General features: G+C 71.3%; 17 protein-coding genes. 10 read left to right on the plus strand and 7 right to left on the minus strand.

Annotated features, from left to right (window positions below):
- Positions 1–120 precede the first annotated feature (120 nt).
- Complete coding sequence (locus OG746_RS32705) at positions 121–3,624, plus strand: DNA polymerase III subunit alpha (RefSeq protein WP_266721265.1); 3,504 nt, start codon at positions 121–123, stop codon at positions 3,622–3,624.
- Positions 3,621–4,640 carry a DNA polymerase Y family protein gene (locus tag OG746_RS32710; RefSeq protein WP_266721267.1) on the plus strand — a complete coding sequence of 340 codons (1,020 nt, stop codon included), beginning with the start codon at positions 3,621–3,623 and terminating at the stop codon, positions 4,638–4,640. Before OG746_RS32705 ends, OG746_RS32710 begins: the two co-directional genes overlap by 4 nt.
- A 10-nt stretch (positions 4,641–4,650) precedes the next feature.
- Here OG746_RS32710 and OG746_RS32715 read toward each other — a convergent pair whose 3' ends face one another.
- Complete coding sequence (locus OG746_RS32715; protein ID WP_266721269.1) at positions 4,651–5,025, minus strand: cupin domain-containing protein; 375 nt, start codon at positions 5,023–5,025, stop codon at positions 4,651–4,653.
- A 135-nt stretch (positions 5,026–5,160) separates the two neighbouring features.
- Between OG746_RS32715 and OG746_RS32720 the strand changes: the two genes are divergently transcribed.
- Positions 5,161–5,607: a MarR family winged helix-turn-helix transcriptional regulator gene (locus OG746_RS32720; RefSeq protein ID WP_266721271.1), complete on the plus strand. Its 447-nt coding sequence runs from the start codon at positions 5,161–5,163 to the stop codon at positions 5,605–5,607.
- Between the two features lie 78 nt (positions 5,608–5,685).
- Here the strand turns inward: OG746_RS32720 and OG746_RS32725 are convergent, their stop codons facing one another.
- Positions 5,686–6,648 carry a lytic polysaccharide monooxygenase auxiliary activity family 9 protein gene (locus OG746_RS32725; protein ID WP_266721273.1) on the minus strand — a complete coding sequence of 321 codons (963 nt, stop codon included), beginning with the start codon at positions 6,646–6,648 and terminating at the stop codon, positions 5,686–5,688.
- Positions 6,649–6,826: 178 nt separating this feature from the next.
- Positions 6,827–7,516, minus strand: coding sequence for a response regulator (locus OG746_RS32730; protein WP_266725583.1), 690 nt, complete (start codon positions 7,514–7,516; stop codon positions 6,827–6,829).
- Positions 7,517–7,671: 155 nt separating this feature from the next.
- Here OG746_RS32730 and OG746_RS32735 point away from each other — a divergent pair, with 155 nt between their 5' ends.
- Genes OG746_RS32735 through OG746_RS32750 form a run of 4 tightly spaced genes read left to right on the plus strand, consistent with a single transcriptional unit; the run spans position 7,672 to position 11,180 of the window.
- Entirely contained in the window at positions 7,672–8,655 is a 984-nt protein-coding gene (locus OG746_RS32735; RefSeq protein ID WP_266725585.1) for a Bug family tripartite tricarboxylate transporter substrate binding protein, read from the plus strand.
- A gap of 14 nt (positions 8,656–8,669) precedes the next feature.
- Positions 8,670–9,200 (plus strand): tripartite tricarboxylate transporter TctB family protein, encoded by a 531-nt coding sequence (locus tag OG746_RS32740; protein ID WP_266721275.1) that lies wholly within the window; start codon positions 8,670–8,672, stop codon positions 9,198–9,200.
- 4 nt (positions 9,201–9,204) lie between these two features.
- Positions 9,205–10,713 (plus strand): tripartite tricarboxylate transporter permease, encoded by a 1,509-nt coding sequence (locus OG746_RS32745; protein ID WP_266721276.1) that lies wholly within the window; start codon positions 9,205–9,207, stop codon positions 10,711–10,713.
- Entirely contained in the window at positions 10,710–11,180 is a 471-nt protein-coding gene (locus tag OG746_RS32750; RefSeq protein ID WP_266721278.1) for a GNAT family N-acetyltransferase, read from the plus strand. The genes OG746_RS32745 and OG746_RS32750 overlap by 4 nt, the downstream gene beginning before the upstream one ends.
- A gap of 43 nt (positions 11,181–11,223) precedes the next feature.
- Here OG746_RS32750 and OG746_RS32755 read toward each other — a convergent pair whose 3' ends face one another.
- Positions 11,224–11,361 carry a hypothetical protein gene (locus OG746_RS32755; protein ID WP_266721280.1) on the minus strand — a complete coding sequence of 46 codons (138 nt, stop codon included), beginning with the start codon at positions 11,359–11,361 and terminating at the stop codon, positions 11,224–11,226.
- A gap of 112 nt (positions 11,362–11,473) precedes the next feature.
- Between OG746_RS32755 and OG746_RS32760 the strand changes: the two genes are divergently transcribed.
- Positions 11,474–12,085, plus strand: coding sequence for a class I SAM-dependent methyltransferase (locus OG746_RS32760; protein ID WP_266721282.1), 612 nt, complete (start codon positions 11,474–11,476; stop codon positions 12,083–12,085).
- Here OG746_RS32760 and OG746_RS32765 read toward each other — a convergent pair.
- Entirely contained in the window at positions 12,078–12,605 is a 528-nt protein-coding gene (locus OG746_RS32765) for a ribonuclease FAU-1 family protein (RefSeq protein WP_266721284.1), read from the minus strand. The genes OG746_RS32760 and OG746_RS32765 overlap by 8 nt on opposite strands.
- Positions 12,571–13,518, minus strand: a complete 948-nt coding sequence (locus OG746_RS32770; protein ID WP_266721285.1) for a GNAT family N-acetyltransferase — start codon at positions 13,516–13,518, stop codon at positions 12,571–12,573. Before OG746_RS32770 ends, OG746_RS32765 begins: the two co-directional genes overlap by 35 nt.
- Positions 13,519–13,589: 71 nt before the next feature.
- Between OG746_RS32770 and OG746_RS32775 the strand changes: the two genes are divergently transcribed.
- On the plus strand, positions 13,590–13,955 hold the full coding sequence (locus OG746_RS32775; RefSeq protein ID WP_266721287.1) for a GntR family transcriptional regulator: 366 nt from the start codon (positions 13,590–13,592) through the stop codon (positions 13,953–13,955).
- 127 nt (positions 13,956–14,082) lie between these two features.
- Here the strand turns inward: OG746_RS32775 and OG746_RS32780 are convergent, their stop codons facing one another.
- Positions 14,083–15,177, minus strand: coding sequence for a DUF5925 domain-containing protein (locus OG746_RS32780; RefSeq protein WP_266721289.1), 1,095 nt, complete (start codon positions 15,175–15,177; stop codon positions 14,083–14,085).
- Between the two features lie 162 nt (positions 15,178–15,339).
- On the opposite strand from OG746_RS32780, the gene OG746_RS32785 reads away from it, so the two are divergent.
- On the plus strand, positions 15,340–16,761 hold the full coding sequence (locus OG746_RS32785; RefSeq protein WP_266721291.1) for a GH39 family glycosyl hydrolase: 1,422 nt from the start codon (positions 15,340–15,342) through the stop codon (positions 16,759–16,761).
- Positions 16,762–16,802 lie beyond the last annotated feature (41 nt).

Here is a 16,802-nt window from a genome sequence, read left to right on the forward strand (position 1 = left end):
CCCGGGTGGCGGTTTCGACTCGCACAAGTATTCGAACATGGTTTACGGTGAGGGCATCGGCCCTGATGAGGCTGGTGTGACAGGTCGGATAGAGGGGGGAGTAGTGGCGAGGTGGTTCGGATGCGGGGTTTTACGCATCTGCACACCGCCTCAGGCTTCTCCCTGCGGTACGGGGCCTCGCACCCGGACGCGCTCGCCGAGCGGGCCGCCGCGCGCGGCCTCGACGCGCTCGCCCTGACCGACCGGGACACCCTCGGCGGCGCCGTCCGCTTCGCCAAGGCCGCGAGCCGGGCCGGCATCCGGCCGCTGTTCGGGGTGGACCTCGCCGTGGCCGCGCCGGTCGAGGCGGCCGAGCGCACCGAACGGCGGCGCGCACCGGCCAGGGGCGGCGCGTTCGTCGACGAGACGGCGCAGCGTGTGGCGTTCCTCGCCCGGGACGGCGCGGACGGCTGGGCCGAACTGTGCCGGCTCGTCACCGCGGCGCACCGGGATGTCACCGCCGTTTCCGGACAGGGCCGCCGCCCGCTGCTGCCCTGGGACGCGCTCGGCGAAGAGGGCGCGGAGCACGTTTTCGTACTGCTCGGCCCCGACTCGGACGTCGGCCGCGCGCTCGCCGCCGGTCGCCCGGACCGCGCGGCCCGGCTGCTCGCGCCCTGGCGGGAGCGGTACGGGAGCGCGGCGCTGCGGATCGAGGTCGTCTCCCACGGCCTGAGCGGCACCGGACCCGGCTCGCTGCGGCATGCCGCCCGCGCCCTCGGGTTCGCGGCGGACCAGGGGATCGCCCCCGTACTCAGCAACGCCGTCCGCTACGCCGACGCCGGACAGGGGCCGGTCGCGGACGTGCTTGACTCCGCGCGCCGCCTGGTGCCGATCGACCCGCGCGGCACGCTCGACAGCGGCGAGCGGTGGCTCAAGCCCGCGGGGGACATGGCGGCCATCGCCCTGAAGGTGACCGAGGCCGCCGGATACCGCGAGAACACCGCGCGCCGCCTCCTCACCGTCACCGAGGAGACCGCCCAGGCCTGCCGTGTCGACCCCGAGGACGACCTGGGGCTCGGCCGGGTGCACTTCCCCGAACCTGACCTCGTCGGCGCCGCCCGGCGCACTCCCGACCGGGTCCTTCGCTCGCGCTGCGATGCCGCGATGCTGGCCCGCCGCTACGACTACAAGCGCCGGTACTGGGAGCGCCTGGAGGACGAGCTGGGTCTCATCGAACGGCAGGGCTACGCCTCGTACTTCCTCACCGTCGCCCAAGTGGTGTCCGACACGCGGGAGTTGGGCATCCGGGTCGCCGCGCGCGGCTCCGGCGCCGGCTCGCTGGTCAACCATCTGCTCGGCATCGCCACCGCCGACCCGGTCGAACACGGACTCCTCATGGAGCGCTTCCTGTCCGAGCAGCGCATGGAGCTGCCCGACATCGACATCGACGTGGAGTCCGCCCGCCGCCTGGAGGTCTACCGGGCGATCCTGGACCGCTTCGGGCCCGAGCGGGTGGCGACCGTGTCCATGCCGGAGACCTACCGGGTCCGCCATGCCGTACGAGATGTGGGCCTCGCTCTCGGCATGGAGCCGGCCGAGGTGGACCGGCTCGCCAAGTCCTTCCCGCACATCCGCGCCCGCGACGCCCGCTCCGCGCTCCAGGAGCTGCCGGAGCTGCGCGGCATCGACCCGGAGGCGTATGGGGGGAGCAGGATGTGGGACCTGGTCGAGGCGCTCGACGCGCTGCCGCGCGGGATCGCCATGCACCCGTGCGGGGTGCTGCTCTCCGACACGACCCTGTTGGGCCGCACCCCGGTCGTGCCGACCAGCACCGAGGGCTTTCCCATGTCCCAGTTCGACAAGGAGGACGTGGAGGACCTCGGGCTGCTCAAGCTCGACGTGCTCGGGGTGCGGATGCAGTCCGCGATGGCGCACTCGGTGGGGGAGATCGAGCGGGTGACCGGCCGGCGTATCGAACTCGACGACCCGGAACAGGTGCCGCCGGGCGACCCGAAGACGTATCAACTCATCAAGTCCTCCCAGACCTTGGGCTGCTTCCAGACCGAGTCGCCGGGGCAGCGCGATCTGCTCGCGCGGCTGCTGCCCGAGACCTTCCACGACCTGGTCGTGGACATCTCGCTGTTCCGTCCCGGGCCGGTCGCGGCCAACATGGTCGACCCGTTCATCAAGGCGCGGCACGGCAAGCAGGCGCCCGCGTACCCGCATCCGGATCTGAAGGACGCGCTGGAGGAGACGTGCGGCGTGGTCGTCTTCCACGAGCAGATCATCCGGATCCTGCACGTGATGACCGGGTGCAGCCTCGCCTTCGGCGACTACACGCGGCGGGCGCTCTCGAAGGCGGACCAGGTCGGGCGGGTGCGGACCTGGTTCGGGCGGCAGGCGCGGGGGCGCGGATACGCGGAGGAGGTCGTCGAACGGACCTGGGAGATCATCGAGGCGTTCGGTGCGTACGGGTTCTGCAAGGCGCACGCCGTCGCGTTCGCCGTGCCGTCGTACCAGTCGGCGTGGCTGAAGGCGCACCATCCGGCCGCGTTCTACGCGGGGCTGCTCACGCACGACCCCGGCATGTACCCGAAGCGGCTGCTGCTCGCGGACGCGCGGCGGTGGGGGGTGCCGGTGCTGCCGCTCGATGTGAACGCGTCGGACCCGGCTTATCGAATCGAACTGGTGTCTGATGGTGGGGATGGTTCCGGCCGTCTCGGCGGTTTCGTTCACGGGATCCGGCTTGCGCTCGACGATGTGCGCGGCATGAGCGAGGCCGAGGCGGAGCGGATCGTCGCGGGGCGCCCCTACGTCTCGCTCCAGGATTTCCTCTCCCGCGCCCGCCCGTCCCGGCCGGTCGCCGAACGACTCGCGCAGGTCGGTGCGTTGGACGCTTTTGGTCGCAACCGGCGGGACCTGATGCTGCACATCGCCGAGTCGCAGCGGAGCGGGCGGGGCGGTGCGCAGGGGCAGTTGGCGCTCGGCGAGACCGACGCGGCCCCCGACACGGTCGCCCCCGCCCAGCTGCCCGACCTCGACGACGTCGAACGGCTCGGCGCCGAGCTCGGCGTGCTCGGCATGGACACCTCGCGCCATCTCCTGGGCGACCACCGGGAGTTGCTCGACGAGCTGGGGGTGGCCTCCGCGCACCGGCTGAAGGATCTGCCGCATGGGCAGGTGGTCCTGGTCGCCGGCGCGAAGGGCGCCGTGCAGACGCCGCCGGTCCGCTCCGGCAAGCGCGTCATCTTCACGACGCTCGACGACACCTCGGGCCTTGTCGACTGCGCGTTCTTCGAGGACAGCCACGACGCGAGCGCGCACACCGTCTTCCACTCCTGGCTGCTGCTCGTACGCGGCGTGGTGCAGCGCAGGGGCGGCGGCAGCGGCAAGGCGCTGTCGGTCACCGGGTCCGCCGCCTGGGACCTGGCCGAACTGGCCGAACTGCGCCGCACGGGCGGCCTGTCCGCGGTGACGGACCGGCTCACCGCGGAGCGCCCCGCGACGGACACGGCGGTGGACGGCCGCAGTATCCGCCTGGAGACGGGATACGACCTGCATCCCTGGGCGGACCTTCAGCCGCCCGGCGAACCCGTCAAGCAGAGCCGCAAGTTGTGGCATCAGAGTCCGGGGAGCGCGGGATGACGCGGACGACGCGAGGAAGTGAGGAAGCGGTGCCGACGCAGATCCTGTACGTCCACTTCCACGACCTGGTGGACGAGCAGCTCTACCTCCATCTGCTCTCCCTGCTGGCCGAGTTCACGCCCCTCGTGCAGGCGCTGCCGCCGGACGCGGCGCTCGCCGATGTCACGGGCAGCCTGCGCTACTTCGGCACGGACGCCCCGGCTCTGGCCGAGCGGATCCGGGCCCGTACGGGGGGCCTGTACGGCCTCCGCTCGACCATCGGCGTCGCCGCGAACCCGATGCTGGCCCGCATGGTCGCCGCCGACGGCCCGCCCTCGGCGGTCCGCGAACTGCCCGACGACCTCGACATGGTCACCGCCTTCCTCGCGCACAAACCGGCCGCCGCCCTGCACGGCGTGGGGCCCGCGACCGCCCGCACCCTGTCCTCGTACGGCCTCGACAGCGTCGGCAGGATCGCCGCCGCGCCGCTCGGCACTCTGCAGCGGATCCTCGGCGCCGCCGCGGGGCGCCGACTGTACGACGCGGCCCGCGGCCTCGACCCGACACCGGTGGTCCCGGCGGCCCCGGCCCGCTCGATCCGCGTCGAACACGACTTCCCGCAGGACGAGTTGGACCGCGACCGGCAGCGCGCCGCACTGCTCGCCCTCACCGACCGGCTCGGCCTGCGGCTGCGCGCCGAGGAGCAGACGACCCGCTCCCTCACCCTCACCGTCCGCTACGTGGACCGCAGCGCGACCACGCGTACCCGCGCCCTGCGTGAGGCGTCCGCCCACACCCCGACGCTGACCTCACTCGCGTACGAACTCCACGACCGGCTCGGGTTGCAGCGGGCCCGGGTCCGCTCCATCGCCCTGCGCGCCGACCGCCTGGTCCCGGCCGAACTGGCCTCCCGGCAGCTCCTGTTCGACCCGACCGACGAGCGGGACCGCCGCATCGAGGACGCGGTCGACCGCGCCCGAAGAAAATTCGGCCCGACCGCGATCCGCCCGGCCGCGGCGCCACCGCACGCGGCCTGACCGGACGGCGCTACCGGGCCCACGGCGGAGCGATACGCGTCCCGTCCGCCAGCTCCGCCTCAAGACCCACCGACGTCGTCACCCACATCGTCGCCGGCTCGTCCGCCGGGTTCTCCACCCCGAGCGTCGTGCCCGCGTTCACGATCGCGGTGTCGCCCGGCGCGAGGGTGTGCGGGGCGCCGTCGAGGGAGAGTCGCAGGGTGCCGGTCAGCAGGTGGAGGATCTCCTCGCGGGAGACCGTGTGTGCGGGCCCTTTCGTGCCCGCGGGGATCTCGCCCCGCCAGGCGCACAGCTCCTCGCTGCCGGTGGCGGGGGTGGCGTACGAGACGAAGCGGACGCCGTGCAGTTCGTGGACGACGGCCTCCGAGGCGCGGATCACCGGCATGGCTTCTCCTTCATGGCTTGTCTTGACGGCTCTTCTTGCACGATGGCCAAGCGGCTTGTCTTGCGGGATGGTCAAGCCGCTTGACCATATAGTCAGGCTGCTTGACCATCTCGTCAAGGGTGTTTGAATGGCCGCGTGCAGAACGCCGAAGCCCTGAGCCTGACCTCCGCCCTGCTCGCCGCCGCGAGCGAGCTGACGCGACGTATCCACGAAGGGGTCGTGGCCAGGGGGTTCGGCGACATCCGGCCCGCCCACGGCTTCGCCTTCGTACGGCTCTCCTATGGGGACGCCACCGCCACGGAACTCGCCGCCCACCTCGGTGTGACCAAGCAGGCCGCGAGTCAGCTCGTCGACGAGCTGGTGCGCAAGGGGTACGCCGAGCGGCGGCCCCACCCGCAGGACGCGCGGGCCCGGCTCGTCGTGCTGACCGGGCGCGGGTGGGACTGTACTCGGGCCGCCGAAGAGGCCGCCGCCGAAGCGGTGCGGCCCTGGGTGGAGCGGCTCGGGGAGGGGGAGGCTCACGCGCTCGCGGAGCGGTTGCTCGCCATTGCGCCCAACGGGCCGATCCGGCCCATCTGGTGACGGTCCGTCCGATCCACGCATGAGGACCGCCGCCTCCCGAAGGACAGGGAGGCGGCGGTCCGGTCGGTGGTGCTGCGGTCAGCGGCCGTGGCGGCCCGTCGCCGTCGCGCGGCGGCGCATCGAGGCGAACAGGCCCGCCGCGCCGATCGCCAGGGCGGCCGCGCCACCCATCGCGATGTACGGGGTGGTGGAGTCGCCGCCCGTCTCCGCGAGGTTCTGCGAACCACCCTGCGCGGCGGGGGAGTTGGCGTCGGCGGCGGGCGCGGCCGACTCGTGGGTCTTGTGGGTGTCGTCGCCCATGTCCATGCCGCTGTGGTCGACCGTCGACTTGTCGGCGTCCGCCGCGATCTGCTCGTCCGAGGGCGTCGTCGCCTCCTTCGTCGTGGCGGAGGCGGTGGACGCGCCGCCGTACGTCACGTCCGAGCAGGAGTAGAACGCCTCCGGGCTGTCCGAACGCTGCCAGATGCCGTAGATCAGCTGGCGGCCCGTGCGGTCCGGGAGCTTTCCGGAGAACGTGTAGTAGCCGCCCGATGCCGTCGGGTCCGTCTTCGTCGCGACCGGGTTCGCCAGGTCTAGGTCGGACCACTTCAGCGGCTTCGACGGGTCGTAGCTCTGCTTCGTCATGTAGAGGTCGAAGGTGCCCTTGTGCTGGGCGGTCACCTTGTACTTGAAGGTGTACGAGCCCGCCGAGACCTTCGTCGCCGGCCAGTCGTCGCGGGCCAGGTCCATGCCCTTGAACTCGTCGGAGTTCGCAGAGCACAGCTTGCCGTCGGGGATGTTCTCCTGGGACTTGCCGCCGGCCTCGCCGTCACGGATGCCGTTCCAGTCGTACAGGGCCTGCGGGCCGCCCTCGGCGACCGCCGCCTTGCACGCCGCCGACGTGGGGCTCTCGGCGCCCTCCGCGTAACAGGCGGCGACCCGGCTGGCCGGATCGCCGAGCGTGCCGTGCGCTGCCGCGGGCGTAGCGGACAGGGCGGTGAGGGCGAGGGGGATCGCTCCGACCGTGGTGAGCGCGGCGAGCTTGCGACGGCTTGCGGGCATGGGGGTACTCCTTGATCGAGTGCATTGGGGGGTGCGGCAAGGAAGTTAGCCCGAAAAAACGCGCTGTTCGGCCCTTGGGAGCGCTCCGAGTGGATCTTTATGGCCCCCTTAAGACGCCCCTCAGACTCCGCTCAGGACACCCACGCGTACCGCCCTCGGGGCGCCCATGCGTCCCGCCTCAGGACACCCACCGATACCGCCGCTCCGGCCGCCCCGTCCCGCCGTACCGGAGCGTCACCCGCGCCCGCCCCGTCCCCGCGAAGAACTCCAGGTACCGGCGCGCGCTCACCCGCGACAGCGAGCCCGCCTCCTGGGCGCACTCCGTCGCCGACAGGCCGTCCGGGTGGGCGCGCAGCGTCTGCTCCACCAGGTCCGCGGTGTGTGCGGCGAGGCCCTTCGGCAGTTCCCGCGAACCCGGCGGGCGGGCGCCGAAGATCTGGTCGACGTCCTCCTGACGCGCCTCGTCCAGGTCGTCGAGGCGGGTCCGCAGCGCCGCCACATGCCTCAACTGCTCCTGCAACGCGGCCTGGTTGAACGGCTTGATCAGATAGTGCAGCGCCCCCGCCCGCAGCGCCGCCCGCACCACCTCCGCGTCCCGCGCCGCCGTGATGAACAGCGCGTCCACCGCGGTACGGGCCGGATCCCGCTCCTCCGCGGCCCGCAGCGTCCGCAACACCTCGATGCCGTCCATGTCCGGCAAGTACACGTCCAGGAGCACCAGATCGGGCCGCAGCGACTCCGCGGCACGCAGCGCCTCCGCGCCGCTGTGTGCCACCCCGGCCACCACGAACCCGTCCATCGCGGACACGTACCGGCTGTGCAGCTTCGCAACCATGAAGTCGTCGTCCACGATCAAGACCTTGATCAAGACCTTTGTCACTGGCGCAGAGTAGGTGCGCGACCACAAGGACCACAACGTCCGTTGCTTGCGGAAGGGAGACAGCTTGTTAACGCGTGGGCAACATGTGGGCCACCTCACAACCAGCCCGCCGTCAAAACGATCCCAAGAAGTAGGTGGCACACGTGCGCCTGCGCACACCCCTCGCCCTGCTCGGGGCCGCGCTGCTCGTCCTGGTGGGGCCGCCGCTGCTCACCACGGGCAGCGGCGCCGACACCGGCACCCAGATCCCCGGCCTGCGCCTCATGGTCCCCAACACCCCCGGCGGCGGCTACGACATCACGGCGCGCACCGCCGCCAAGAACGCCGAGGACGCCGAACTCACCCACAACGTCGAGGTGTTCAACCTGCCAGGCGCCGGCGGCACCGTCGGCCTCACCCGCCTCGTCGGCGAACACGGCAACGGAAAACTCGCGATGTCCATGGGCCTCGGCGTCGTAGGAGCCGCCCGCTCCAACCACTCCCCGAAGACCCTCGCCGACACCACACCCATCGCCCGGCTCACCGAGGAGCCCGATGTCGTCGTGGTCGCGAAGGACTCCCCGTACAAGAACATCAAGCAGCTCATCGACGCCTGGAAGAAGAACCCCGGCAAGCTGCCCGTCGGAGGCGGCTCCTCGCCCGGCGGCCCCGACCACCTGGCGCCCATGCTGATGGCGCGCGCCGCCGGCATCCAGCCGAAGAAGGTCAACTACGTCCCGTTCGACGGCGGCGGCGAACTCCTCGCCTCCATCCTCGGCAACAAGGTCGCCTTCGGCGTCTCCGGCGTCGGCGAGTACCTGGACCAGATCAAGAGCGGCGAACTGCGCCTCCTCGCCGTCACGGGACCCGAACGCGCCGCCGGCCTCGACGGGCCCACGCTCAAGGAGTCCGGCTACGACGTGAACTTCACCAACTGGCGCGGCATCGTCGCCCCGCCCGGCCTGTCCGGCACCCAGCGCGACAAACTCACCAACCTGGTACGGAAGTTGCACGCTTCCAAGGAGTGGAAGAAGTCGCTGAAGACGAACGGCTGGGACGACGCCTTCCTCGTCGGCGACGACTTCGGGACGTTCCTCGACGCCGAGGACAAGCGGGTCGTGTCCGTACTGAAGGAGCTGGGCCTGTGAATCCGGTAGAGCCCGTGACCGCCACCGAATCCCGCCCGGACGAGGCCACGCGCACGTCCTGGCTGCGCGAACACTCCGAACTCGGCGTCTGCGTCCTGCTGTTGGCGCTCGGCCTGCTCGTCCTCACCGACGCGCTCACCATGAACGTCGACATCGCCCAGCGCGGCCCCGTCGGCCCGAAGACCGTGCCGATCGTCGTCGGCATCGGGCTGCTCGCCGTCGCCGTCCTGCTCGCCGTCGACGTACTGCGCGGCGGCAGGGGAGAGGCCGAGGCCGGCGAGGACGTCGACCTGTCCGAACCCGCCGACTGGCGCACCGTGCTGCTGCTCGCGGGCGTCTTCCTCGCCACCGCCGTGCTCATCGAACCGCTCGGCTTCCCGCTCGCGGGCGCGCTGCTGTTCTGGGGCGCGGCGTACGCGCTCGGCAGCCGCCACCTCACCCGCGACCCCCTGATCGCCGCCGGGCTCTCCCTCCTCACCTTCGTCCTCTTCAACAACCTACTCGGCGTCCCCCTGCCGGGCGGCCCCCTGATGGAGGTGCTGTGACCCCATGAACGCCCTCAACTCCCTCCTCGACGGCTTCGGTACGGCCCTCACCCCCATCAACCTCCTCTGGGCGGCGATAGGCGTCCTGCTCGGCACGGCCATCGGCGTCCTGCCCGGCATCGGCCCCGCGATGGCGGTCGCCCTGCTGCTCCCGGTGACGTACGGACTCGAACCCACCGGCGCGTTCATCATGTTCGCGGGCATCTACTACGGCGCCATGTTCGGCGGCTCGACGACCTCGATCCTCCTCAACACCCCGGGCGAGAGCGCCGCCGTGGTCGCCGCCATGGAGGGCAACCCCATGGCGAAGTCCGGACGCGGCGCGCAGGCCCTCGCGGCCGCCGCCATCGGACACTTCGCCGGCGGCATGATCGGCACGATCCTGCTGGTCGCCCTCGCCCCGAAGGTCGCCTCGCTCGCCGTCGACATCGGCGCACCCGACTACTTCGCCATCATGGTCCTCGCGTTCATCGCGGTGACCTCGGTGCTCGGCTCCTCCCGCGTACGAGGACTGGCGTCCCTGTTGATCGGTCTCACGCTCGGCCTGGTCGGGTTGGACCAGATGACCGGCCAACAGCGGCTCACCTTCGGCTCGTTGCAGCTCGCCGACGGCATCGACGTCGTCATCGTCGCGGTCGGCCTCTTCGCCATCGGCGAGGCCCTGTGGGTGGCCGCCCATCTGCGCCGCACGAGCGGCGAGGCGATCCCGGTCGGCCGCCCCTGGCTCGGCACCTCCGACGTGAAACGCACCTGGAAGTCCTGGCTGCGCGGCCCGCTCATCGGCTTCCCGTTCGGCGCGATCCCCGCGGGCGGCGCCGAGATCCCCACGTTCCTCTCCTACGTCACCGAGAAGCGCCTGTCCAAGCACAAGGACGAGTGGGGCAAGGGCGCCATCGAAGGCGTCGCCGGACCCGAATCGGCATCCTCGGCATCGGCCGCCGGCACCCTGGTCTCGATGCTGACGCTCGGCCTCCCGACCACGGCGGTCGCCGCGGTCATGCTCGCCGCCTTCCAGCAGTACGGCATCCAGCCCGGCCCGCTCCTCTTCGAACGCGAACCGGAACTGGTCTGGGGCCTCATCGCATCCCTCTTCGTCGGCATGGTGCTGCTCCTGGCGCTCAACCTGCCCCTGGCCCCCGTCTGGGCGAAGCTGCTGCGCATCCCCCGCCCGTACCTCTACGCCGGCATCCTCTTCTTCGCCGCGGTCGGCGCGTACGCGGTCGGCGGCGAGTCCATCGACCTCGTCATCCTGCTGGTCATCGGCCTCATCGGCTTCGGCATGCGCCGCTACGGACTGCCCGTGCTGCCCGCCGTCATCGGCGTCATCCTCGGCCCGAACGCCGAGCAACAGCTGCGCCGCGCCCTCCAGATCAGCGACGGCAGCGTCAGCGGTCTGGTCAACACGCCGTTCTCCGTGACGGTCTACGCGGTCGTCCTGCTCATCGTGGCGTGGCCGCTGCTGAAGAAGTTGGTGGTGCGCGGGAAGGGTAGTGACGTAGACAGGACGGCATGACCAACGAGAGCCGAGAACTCGCGATCCGCCGGGCAACGGACGCGGACGTGCCCGCCGTCAAGGCGGTCACGGACGCGGCGTACCACCACTACATCGAGCGCATCGGCGTCGTGCCCGCTCCCATGGAGGCCGACCACGCGGCGAACGTGGCGGCGGGCCGGGTGTACGTCACCGGGGAACCGGACGTGCTCGGCCTGGTGGTCGTCGAGGCCCGCCCCGACCACCTCTTCCTCGACAGCATCGCGGTCCACTCCGACGCCCACGGGCAGGGGGTGGGCCGCCGTCTGCTCACCTTCGTGGAGGAGCATGCGCGTGCTCTTGGGTTGTTCGAGGTGCGGCTGTACACGAACGCACTCATGTGGGAGAACCAGGAGCTGTATCCGCGCTACGGATACGAGGTCGTGGAGCGCCGCGCGGACGGCCCCTACGACCGCGTCCACTACCGCAAGCGACTGGGGCCGTCCTGACGGATCAGGGTCTCGGGTCTCAGCAGCATCCGTCCGGCCCCGCTCACTCGTCCGGCCACCACGTCTTGCGGACGTCCTTGCGCACTTCGGGGCGGTCCTGCTTCATGTCGGCCGCATCTTCGCGCAGCCGGCGCGTGATGGTGCTCGCTCCGGTCGGCTTGTGCATGGTCACTCGGCGCATGGTGCCTCCTGTACCTGCCTACACGCGTTCCAACGTTGCGTCGTTGTAGACCTTTTCCCGGAGCGTGGCCCTTCGAAGCGCAATTGTCAGTGGCGGATGTCACGGTGGGGCCATGACGACATATGGGGGAACGTCCGAAGGCGCGATCGACTGGGACGCGATGGCGGGGGAGTTCGACGACGAACCCGACCATGGGCTGCGGGATCCCGAGGTGCGTGCCGCCTGGGCCGAGAGGCTTGCCGGGTGGCTGCCGGAGGAGGCCGGTGACGTGGTCGACATCGGCTGCGGGACGGGGAGTATGTCACTCCTCGCGGCCGAGCGGGGGCATCGGGTGACCGGAGTGGACAGTGCGCCGGGAATGCTGGAACTAGCCCGGCGCAAGCTCGTGGGGCGTGACGCGGAGTTTCTGCTCGGGGACGCGGCGGAGCCGCCGGTGGCGGCGGGGGCGTACGACGTGGTGTTCGCACGGCATGTGTTGTGGATGCTGCCCGATGTCGCCGCCGTGCTGGGGCGGTGGGTTTCGCTGCTGCGGCCCGGTGGGCGGCTCGTGCTGGTGGAGGGGGTGTGGGGTGAGGTGAGGCCGGCCGGGATACCTGGGGTGCGGCTGGCCGACGCGCTCGCGCCGCTCGTCGCGGACGTCCGGCGGGAGCCGCTGGCGGGGGACGCGCGGCTGTGGGGGCGGGAGGTCGCGGACGAGCGGTACGCGGTGGTTGCTGTTATGTGAGCGGTTGGCGGGCGAGCAGGGCGGTGAACCCGCCCTGCTTGGCGAGGCGTTCGAGGTCGTCCAGGGCCCGCGTCGCCGCCTGTGCGGCGGCCGGGTCCCGGTCGGTGAGGCCGCTGTCGGCGAACTCGTCCTCGTCCAGGCGGATCACCTGGCTGCCGTCCGCCGACACCCACAGGTCGAGGTCGAGGTCCTCGGAGCGGATGTCGCCGTCGTCCGTGCGCACGGCGGGGCGGGTGATGTCGCAGTACCAGCCCTTGAGGGAGCCGTCCGCCGCGCGGACCTCCTTCACCGCGTACCAGCGGTCACGCCAGTAGTGCTCGGTGAAGACGTCGCCGGGGGCGAACTGGACGAAGCCGAAGTCGCGTACGCCGTCGCCCGCCCAGGGGCCGCGGACCGTGATGCGGGTGCCGTCGTCGTGGAGGAGGTCCACCGGGTAACTGATCTTTGTGCGGCCCGCTTTGATCAGGTGTACGTGGGGGGCGTTGTCAGTGGGGGAGGCTGAGGGTGAGGGTGCGGACATGGCGGATCTCCGTCGTGTCGAGGGTGTAGCCGAACCATTTGTTGATCGCGAGCATCGGTTCGTTGCCGGCGTCGTTGCCCGTGTACGCCACGGTGATGCCGGCCGTGCGGGACCGGTGCAGGGAGTCGTTCTTGGCGAGCTTGGCGAGGCCGCGGCCGCGGAAGGCGCGGGCTGTGCCGGTCATGCCCGAGAGGTAGCGCCCTTCGCCGTCGGTGAGGGCCGCGGTGAAGGCTGCCGGGGTGCCGTCCACGACTGCGACCGTCGTCAGGTCGTGGTTGAGGAGGGGCTGGTGCCAGGTGTCGCGCAACCACTGGTCGTAATCGGTGAGTTCGGCCTGGATGTCGCCCGGTTCGTCGCTGGTGGCCTCCGCGTCCAGGTGGAAGAGGGGGCGCGGGTCCGCCGCGTAGTCGGAGGCGGTGCGCAACTCCACGTTCGGCGGAGGGAGTTGGCGGGGTGGGAGGGTGTCGGCCGTGAGGTCGAGGCGGAGGAAGTGGGCGCTGCGGCTTGCGCGGTAGCCGCGGGCGGCGGCCCAGGCGAGATTGCGCGGGGCGTCCAGGGCCCAGCAGTGCACCTCCGTGGCGCCGTGCTGGGCGAGATGCTCCTCCGCCGTGCGCAGGAGGAGGGTGCCGGCGCCGCGGCCCGTGTGCTCCGGGTGAACGTATACGTTCGCGTAGCCCTGGCCCGGCTCCGGGCTGTCGTACGCGACGCCCACCTGCGCCGTGCCGATCACCTCGCCGTCGCCGGTCTGCGCGAGCAACTGGCGGTAGTGGGCGTCGGGGTGGGCGTTTGCGGCGGCGTACGCGACGGAGGCCGGGGTCGCGAGCATGGCGGGGAGGCAGGCGCGGCGGATCCGGGCGAAGGCCTCGGTGTCGGCCGGACGGTCGAGGTGCAGCGCGCGCACGATCACGGTCATGGGGGCGCACGCTACGCGCCGCGCGCCACCGGGTGCCTCCTATTTTTCGGTGCTGCGGGAGAATCGACCGCGTGACCTTGAAGATCCGCATTGACGACAGTGCCGCGCCCTACGAGCAGGTGCGGGCCCAGATCTCCGAGCTCGCCCGGTCGGGGGTGCTGCCCGTCGGGTATCGGCTGCCCACGGTCCGCGGGCTCGCCGAGGAGCTCGGCCTCGCCGCGAACACGGTGGCCAAGGCGTACCGGGCCCTCGAGACGGACGGGGTGATCGAGACGCGGGGGCGCAACGGCACGCTTATCGCGTCCGCTGGGGATGCGGCGGAGCGGGAGGCGTCGTCGGCGGCGCAGGCTTACGCGGAGCGGGTCCGGCGGCTGGGGCTGTCGGAGGACGCGGCCCTCTCCGCGGCCCGGGACGCGGTGCGCGCGGCATACGCGTAGGCGGGGCCGGGCCACTCGTAGCGGTGCGCGGCACCGGGGTGCCGCCTTGCCCACCCTGCCGCCCAAGGCGGCAGATTGCCCAAGGCGGAGCGGTACCTCGAGCCCCGGGGCGTAAGGGGACCAGGGGCTACAGGTACAGGCCCGCTTCCGTTCCGCCCCGCTGGTCCGGGACCGATGTCGGAGACACCCCGCGGCGCAGCGCGTACAGCTCCGCCAGGGTCGCGCCCTCGCGGCCCACGCCCTCGTCCGTGCCGAGCCAGTCCGTGGCCTCGTGGCGGGTCAAGGGGGAGACCTCGATGCGGGCCAGGCAGCGGCCGGGGCGGACCACCGCGGGGTGGAGGCGTTCCAGGTCTTCGTTGGTGGTGACGCCGACAAGGACGTTGCGCCCTTGGCCCAGCAGGCCGTCGGTCAAATTCAGCAACCGCGACAACGCCTGGCCCGCCGTGTGTTTCGCCTCGCCGCGGATCAGTTCGTCGCAGTCCTCCAGGAGGAGCAGGCGCCAACGCCCGTTCGCCGAGCCGTCGTCCTCGCCGATCGCGATGTCCATCAGATAGCCGACGTCCGAGAAGAGCCGCTCGGGGTCGAGGACGCAGTCGACCTGACACCAGTCACGCCACGAGCGGGCCAGGGTGCGCAGGGCGGACGTCTTGCCCGTGCCCGGCGGGCCGTGCAGGAGGAGCAGGCGGCCCGCGATGTCCTCGGGGCGCGTCTTCATCAGCTCGTCCATCGCCTCGGCGACCGGCGCCGTGTAGTTGGGGCGCACCTCCTCCCAGGTGCCGGCCGAGATCTGGCGCGTCGTGCGGTGCGGGCCGCGGCGCGGGGACACGTACCAGAAGCCCATCGCCACGTTCTCCGGCTGCGGCTCCGGCTCGTCGGCCGCACCGTCCGTGGCCTGCCCCAGGACCTTCTCCGCCAGCTCCGCCGTCGTCGCCGTCACGGTGACGTCCGCGCCCCTGCTCCACCGGGAGATGAGCAGCGTCCACCCGTCGCCCTCGGCGAGCGTCGCGCTGCGGTCCTCGTCGCGCGCGGAACGCAGCACCCGGGCGTTCGGCGGCAGCAGTGTCGCGGCGGTGCGCACCCGGTCGATGTTCATCGCGTGCGAGTAGGGCTGCTCGCCCGTGGCGAAGCGGCCGAGGAACAGCGCGTCGACGACGTCGGAGGGCGAGTCGCTGTCGTCGACGCCCAGCCGGACCGGCAGCGCGTCGAAAGGGTTCGCAGACATGCCGCCATGATCCGGCACGAACGGGTCTCCCGCAGGCAATTTCCGCAGCGTGCCCCGGCCTCGTACCGGCCGCCACGCGCACCCCGGCCGTCGAACCTCGTTACGAGTCCGTGGCAGCGGAGCTGGTCCTTCCGCCAACTCCCCTCGTTACCCTTGTCCTTGATGGGACGTCATGGGTGGGAATCGGGGGCGCGGCGATGGCGACTCATCGCCCTGCTCGGCGTGGGCATGGCCGTACTGGCGCTGGTGCTGACCGTGATCAACACGCTTCCGGACGGCAAACAGAGCACCGCGGGCACCACCACGGACGGTGACAGGGTGCACGGCACGCCCGGTGCGCCGCCGAAGGAGCTGGGTCCGCAGGTCGGTTGGGGGTTCACGCACACGCAGTTCTCCGCCGACGAGGGCTCGTCCGCAGCGACCGAGCGCGCGGAGAAGCTGCTGGGGGAGCGGCCGATGCCGCAGAACCAGCACATCATGGGCTGGGGCGCGAGCAACCCGGAGCCGGTGAAGGGGCGTTACCAGTTCGAGGAGATGGACCGGCGGATCGACTTCATCCGCAAGTCCGGCGGTACACCCGTGGTCACGCTCTGCTGCGCGCCCGACTGGATGAAGGGCGGCAAGGCCGGCGTCGGCAACACGGACTGGAGCCAGGCCAGCCTGGAGACCGCGCCGTCCCCCGAGCACTACAAGGACTACGCGAACCTCGCGGCGACGGTCGCCAAGCGGTACCCGTACGTACGGCACTTCATCGTCTGGAACGAGTTCAAGGGCTTCTGGAACGACGGCAAGGGCCGCTGGGACTACGAGGGGTACACGAAGCTCTACAACCTCGTCTACAAGGCCCTGAAAAAGGTCGACAGAGACATCATGGTCGGCGGGCCCTATCTCGTCATGGACAGTCACCATCCCCAGCAGACCGACGGCACCTCCGACGAGGTCAAGGGCGCCTGGGGGCGGATGGACCAGCGGATCGTCGACGCCTTCGACTACTGGAACAAGAACAAGGCGGGCGCCGACTTCGTCGTCGTCGACGGGTCCAGTTATACGAACGACGACGAGATGCTGCCGGACGAGTTCGCCGCCACCGACAAGTTCACCGACGTCAGCGAGTGGATCGAGCGGGAGACCGACGGGCTGCCGCTGTGGTGGGCCGAGTACTACGTGGAGCCCGCCGACAGCAGGGACGAGCGGCAGGGCTGGAGCGAGCCGCACCGCGTCGCCGTGCAGGCCTCCGGGATGATCGCGATGGTGATGGGCGGGGCGACGTCCGGCTTCTACTGGAACCCCGAGGACGAGAAGGGCGCGGGCTGCGCCGGCTGTCTGTGGCGGCCGACCGACCGTGCCTCCGGCGGCGGCGCGCTGCCGATGTACGGCCTGGTGTCGCGGTTCAACGAGGAGTTCGGGCCCGGCACGAAGTTCGAGAAGGTGTCGGTGGCCAAGGACGACGTGCCGAACGTGCGGGTGCTCGCCGACGACAAGACCGTGCTCGTCGTGAACACGCTGAAGCGGCCGATCAACGCGAAGATCGACGGCAAGCGGTTCGAGATGCGGGGCTACGAGGTGAAGTGGCTGCGGCGGTAGTGCCGCCACAGCCACTTCAGCCCCTGCGCGCCGTCAGTTCA

This window comes from Streptomyces sp. NBC_01016, assembly GCF_026341035.1.
Lineage (GTDB): Bacteria > Actinomycetota > Actinomycetes > Streptomycetales > Streptomycetaceae > Streptomyces.

Coding starts and splice junctions, on each gene's coding strand:
- OG746_RS32705 (WP_266721265.1), top strand. CDS start 121: ATGCGGGGTTTTACGCATCTGCACACCGCCTCAGGCTTCTCCCTGCGG.
- OG746_RS32710 (WP_266721267.1), top strand. CDS start 3,621: ATGACGCGGACGACGCGAGGAAGTGAGGAAGCGGTGCCGACGCAGATC.
- OG746_RS32715 (WP_266721269.1), bottom strand. CDS start 5,025: ATGCCGGTGATCCGCGCCTCGGAGGCCGTCGTCCACGAACTGCACGGC.
- OG746_RS32725 (WP_266721273.1), bottom strand. CDS start 6,648: ATGCCCGCAAGCCGTCGCAAGCTCGCCGCGCTCACCACGGTCGGAGCG.
- OG746_RS32745 (WP_266721276.1), top strand. CDS start 9,205: ATGAACGCCCTCAACTCCCTCCTCGACGGCTTCGGTACGGCCCTCACC.
- OG746_RS32750 (WP_266721278.1), top strand. CDS start 10,710: ATGACCAACGAGAGCCGAGAACTCGCGATCCGCCGGGCAACGGACGCG.
- OG746_RS32755 (WP_266721280.1), bottom strand. CDS start 11,361: ATGCGCCGAGTGACCATGCACAAGCCGACCGGAGCGAGCACCATCACG.
- OG746_RS32760 (WP_266721282.1), top strand. CDS start 11,474: ATGACGACATATGGGGGAACGTCCGAAGGCGCGATCGACTGGGACGCG.
- OG746_RS32765 (WP_266721284.1), bottom strand. CDS start 12,605: ATGTCCGCACCCTCACCCTCAGCCTCCCCCACTGACAACGCCCCCCAC.
- OG746_RS32770 (WP_266721285.1), bottom strand. CDS start 13,518: ATGACCGTGATCGTGCGCGCGCTGCACCTCGACCGTCCGGCCGACACC.
- OG746_RS32780 (WP_266721289.1), bottom strand. CDS start 15,177: ATGTCTGCGAACCCTTTCGACGCGCTGCCGGTCCGGCTGGGCGTCGAC.
- OG746_RS32785 (WP_266721291.1), top strand. CDS start 15,340: ATGGGACGTCATGGGTGGGAATCGGGGGCGCGGCGATGGCGACTCATC.